5 protein-coding genes are annotated in these 4155 nt (G+C 68.3%); 1 reads left to right on the forward strand and 4 read right to left on the reverse strand.

The window, feature by feature from the left end:
* Positions 1 to 335 precede the first annotated feature (335 nt).
* The gene (locus ADK57_RS10540; RefSeq protein ID WP_053749132.1) at positions 336 to 1334 is read right to left on the reverse strand and encodes an inorganic phosphate transporter; all 999 of its coding nucleotides are present in this window, start codon (positions 1332 to 1334) and stop codon (positions 336 to 338) included.
* Positions 1335 to 1341: 7 nt separating this feature from the next.
* Positions 1342 to 1962 (reverse strand): DUF47 domain-containing protein, encoded by a 621-nt coding sequence (locus tag ADK57_RS10545; RefSeq protein ID WP_030043659.1) that lies wholly within the window; start codon positions 1960 to 1962, stop codon positions 1342 to 1344.
* Between the two features lie 199 nt (positions 1963 to 2161).
* On the opposite strand from ADK57_RS10545, the gene ADK57_RS10550 reads away from it, so the two are divergent.
* Positions 2162 to 2521 carry a metal-sensitive transcriptional regulator gene (locus ADK57_RS10550; RefSeq protein ID WP_053749133.1) on the forward strand — a complete coding sequence of 120 codons (360 nt, stop codon included), beginning with the start codon at positions 2162 to 2164 and terminating at the stop codon, positions 2519 to 2521.
* 38 nt (positions 2522 to 2559) lie between these two features.
* On the opposite strand, the gene ADK57_RS10555 is transcribed toward ADK57_RS10550, so the two are convergent.
* Positions 2560 to 2739: a hypothetical protein gene (locus ADK57_RS10555; RefSeq protein ID WP_053749134.1), complete on the reverse strand. Its 180-nt coding sequence runs from the start codon at positions 2737 to 2739 to the stop codon at positions 2560 to 2562.
* Positions 2740 to 2858: 119 nt separating this feature from the next.
* On the reverse strand, positions 2859 to 3701 hold the full coding sequence (locus tag ADK57_RS10560) for a hypothetical protein (RefSeq protein WP_053749135.1): 843 nt from the start codon (positions 3699 to 3701) through the stop codon (positions 2859 to 2861).
* Positions 3702 to 4155 lie beyond the last annotated feature (454 nt).

Raw genomic sequence — 4155 nt, forward strand, 5'->3', positions numbered from 1 at the left:
CCCCTTGCCACGCCGGCCGTCATCATCCAGCCCCTCCGGCGCCACATCCCGCGGCCCGCCCGATGCTGGAGGACGGGATCAACCATCCCAAACCCCCACCCACCCGCTGGGGGCACCCCCTGCAATGCCGGTCGGCATCATCCAGCCCGTCCGGCGTTTGAGGACGAGGGCCGTTCAGGGCCGACAGCGGGGTCTGGGGGCGCAGCCCCCAGGTCGACGGTCACTTCTTGGCCGACCGAGTCGGGGGTGGGGTGGGCACAGGCCGGGGGTCTGGGGGCGGAGCCCCCGGCAGGCGTCGGCGCCAACGCCGGACACCCGCACGGCAACCGGCCGACTTACAGGAACGCCAGGTTCACGACCCAGAAGCTGCACGCCGCCACGATCGCCGCAGCCGGCATCGTGATGAACCAGCCCAGGACGATGTTCTTGGCGACCCCCCAGCGCACGGCGTTCACCCGCTTCGTCGCGCCCACACCCATGATCGCCGACGTGATGACATGAGTCGTGGAGATCGGCGCCTTGAAGAGGAACGCCGTGACGAACATGATCGACGCACCGGTCGTCTCGGCGGCGAACCCCTGCGGCGGATCCAGCTCGATGATCTTCCGCCCCAACGTCCGCATGATCCGCCAGCCACCCGCGTACGTCCCCAGCGACAGCATCACGGCACAGGCGATCTTCACCCACACCGGGATCGGGTCGTCCGACCCCTGGACGTCACCGATGACCAGCGCCATGACCACGATGCCCATGGTCTTCTGCGCGTCCTGAAGACCGTGCCCGAGGGCCATACCGGCCGCCGACACAGTCTGAGCTATCCGAAAACCCCGCTTGGCCTTGTGCGGATTTGCCCTGCGGAAAAGCCACATGATCGCGCACATCACCAGATAGCCGGCGATCAGACCGACGACCGGCGAGATGAACATCGGGATGACGACCTTCTCCAGGACACCGGACCAGATGACGTCCGTCCCGCCCGCGAGCGCCGCCCCCACCATGCCGCCGAACAACGCATGCGACGAGGACGACGGAAGCCCGAAGTACCAGGTGACGAGGTTCCAGACGATCGCACCGATCAGCGCCGCGAAGAGGATCCCCATCCCCCTGTCGCCCTGAGGCGTCTCGATCAGCCCCTTGCTGACCGTGTGCGCGACCCCGCTGCCCAGAAAGGCACCGGCGAGATTCATCACAGCGGCCATCGCCAGCGCCGCCCGAGGCGTCAGCGCGCGCGTCGAAACGGACGTGGCGATCGCGTTCGCCGAGTCGTGAAAGCCGTTGGTGTACGTGAATCCGAGCGCGACCCCAATGGTCACGATCAACGCAAAGGTGTCCATGAAGAGTTCAGGACTCCTTGACGGCGATGGTCTCCACCGTGTTCGCCACGTGCTCGAACGCGTCGGCCGCTTCCTCCAGCACATCCACGATCTGCTTGAGCTTCAGCACCTCGATGGCTTCGTACTTGCCGTTGAAGAGCATGGCGAGCAGCTTGCGGTGGATCTGGTCGGCCTGGTTCTCCAGCCGGTTGACCTCGATCCAGTACTCGGTGAGGTTGTCCATGGTCCGCAGGTTCGGCATCGCCTCGGCGGTGAGCTCGGCGGCCCGCGCCAGCACCTCGATCTGCTGCTCGACGCCCTTGGGCAGTTCCTCCACGTTGTAGAGGACGACCAGGTCGACGGCCTCCTCCATGAAGTCCATGATGTCGTCGAGGGAGGACGCGAGGTTGTAGATGTCCTCACGGTCGAACGGCGTGATGAACGAGGAGTTCAACTGGTGGAAGATCGCGTGCGTGGCATCGTCACCTGCGTGTTCCGCGGCCCGCATACGCTCTGCGATCTCGGCCCGGCCGGCGGTGTCCGCCCCGAGCAGTTCCATGAGGAGCTTCGAGCCCGTGACGATGTTGTCCGCGGATGCGGCGAACATGTCGTAGAAGCTCGTCTCCCTGGGGGTCAGACGAAAGCGCACAAGGGGTCCTCGGGGTGCATCGGTTTCGGTCAGGCTGATGCTAGGCGCATCATCCGGCCACGGCTAATGGGCCGTCCCCCAGTGTCGCCCATCGGGCAGAGTGTTCGGCACGGGGGCCTTCCGCAGGCCACATACCCCGCAAAGTTCGGTACGATATACCCGGTAGGGGTATATGTCTGCCCATGATGTGGAGGACGCGATGACGACCACCGAGGCCGGCGCGCAAGCGCCCTCCGCCGACGTCGAGCCGGAAGTCGTGACGGACCACGACCGCGGCGTGCACGGGTACCACAAGCAGAAGGACGAACACCTCAAGCGCCTGCGCCGCATCGAGGGCCAGATCCGGGGCCTGCAGCGGATGGTCGACGAGGACACCTACTGCATCGACATACTCACGCAGGTGTCGGCCTCCACCAAGGCCCTGCAGTCGTTCGCCCTGCAGCTCCTGGAGGAGCACCTGCGCCACTGCGTCGCCGACGCGGCCGTCAAGGGCGGCGCCGAGGTCGACGCGAAGGTGGAGGAGGCGACGAAGGCGATCGGCCGCCTGCTGCGGACGTGAACCCCGCTCACCGGAGGTGAAGTGGGGGCGCCCCCGGCTCAGTAACCGGAGGCGTCCGCGCGTTCTTCGGCCACTTTCAGCACCTCGTCGATGCTCTCCAGGCTGAGCCGGTCCTCGTCGGCGGCCGAGGCCGCGATGATCAGCTCTCCGCACAGCTCGATCTCGGCGAGGGCCACGTGGTCCTGAACTGCCGTACCGCCGACCGGAGCCACGCGCATCACCTCTTCTCTGCCGTCACCGACTTCCTAGAGTAGGCAGCGGCTACAGACCGCGCATGGCACGGAAGGGCTAGTTCTTGACGCCGGTCACGACACGGCGCCCGGCACCTGTCCTGACCTCACTGCTCGGCGATCTTGCCGGCGTAGATGTCACCAGCCGTCGGCAACCGTACGTCGGCGGGGACCCCGAAGTCGTACAACAGCGTCGTGGAAGCGACCGCCACGGCCCCCTCCTGCTGCCCGTTCACAAAGCTGAACCGGTGCCTGACCTTGCGAATGCGCCCCTCGTCGTCGAGGTAGACGTCGAACGGAACGCGGGCCGTGGCGAACCCTTTCGCCGCCGCCGCGAGCGGCCCCCTGTTCCCGGCGGAGGCGTCGCGGGCCGCCCGCCCGAGATCCGCGATCCCCCGGTAATGCCGTACGCCGGTCCCCGCGACCTCGGTCCTCCCCACGTACGTCGCCGTCCGCGTCCCGCGCAGCACCTCGGCCGCGGCGAACGGATCGGTGGCCCCGCCGGTCACGAGGTTCCCGTCGGTCAGCGTGGCGGTGTCGACCCGCACCCACTTGTCGGCGGGGACCCCGGCCCCCCGGTTCTTCATGAACAGGGCGCCGGGAGCGAGGAGTTCGGTAATCGGCCGATGGTCACTGGTCCCCGCCGGATCCTGCGGCAGCATCACCTTCAACTGCCCCAACTGGCGCCGGTAGTCGTACACACCTCGTCCTCGAATGGTCACCCGGGTCCCCCCGGTGGCCATCTCCATGGACGTACGGGCCTTCGAACTTCCGGCATCCACCAGGGCGTCGGCGGCCCCGTGCAGGATCTCGACCGGATCCCCGCCCCGCGCGTCCTCGCCAAGGGCGGCCCCACTTCCGGAACACCCCACGGCCCCGAAGCACGAACAGACCAAGAACCCCAAGGCGACGACCCCGCCACCCGCCCGCCTGCGCTGCCGCTCCGCCATCGCCTGCCTACCCCCAGCCGGTACGTCCGTCACGGGCCCCCTGTCGTTCCGGTTAACGACGAGTAGATGGCGTCGTCACGCGCATACCGGCCCTTTACCCGGCCTGGGTAACGTTGTGGGCGTGGCGCAGCAGGACAGGGTCCCCCCACCCTCCGACCGACCGACCCACCGCACGACGACAGTCGAACAAGGCCGCTTCTGCACAGCCCGCTGCACCTGCGGCTGGCGCGGCCCGGCCCGCAGAGCGAGAAGCCTGGCGCGCGCGGACGCGGAGGGCCACACAGTCAACTGACCCACCCGCCAGAACCCGACCCCGACCCCGACCCCGTCAGCCTGCGATCAGTGATGCCTCCGGGGCCACCCGTCAGCCTGCGGGCAGTCGCGCCGCCGGGGCGGCACGGGTGGGCGCAGGCGGCACCCTGTCAGCGCCGGGCCGCGCAAACCCCCCCCCCCC

Origin of the sequence: Streptomyces sp. MMG1533, from assembly GCF_001279775.1 — a bacterium.
GTDB lineage: Bacteria > Actinomycetota > Actinomycetes > Streptomycetales > Streptomycetaceae > Streptomyces.

Excerpts from the sequence above, each read along its gene's own strand:
- ADK57_RS10540 (WP_053749132.1), bottom strand. The coding sequence starts at position 1,334 with ATGGACACCTTTGCGTTGATCGTGACCATTGGGGTCGCGCTCGGATTC.
- ADK57_RS10550 (WP_053749133.1), top strand. The coding sequence starts at position 2,162 with ATGACGACCACCGAGGCCGGCGCGCAAGCGCCCTCCGCCGACGTCGAG.
- ADK57_RS10555 (WP_053749134.1), bottom strand. The coding sequence starts at position 2,739 with ATGCGCGTGGCTCCGGTCGGCGGTACGGCAGTTCAGGACCACGTGGCC.
- ADK57_RS10560 (WP_053749135.1), bottom strand. The coding sequence starts at position 3,701 with ATGGCGGAGCGGCAGCGCAGGCGGGCGGGTGGCGGGGTCGTCGCCTTG.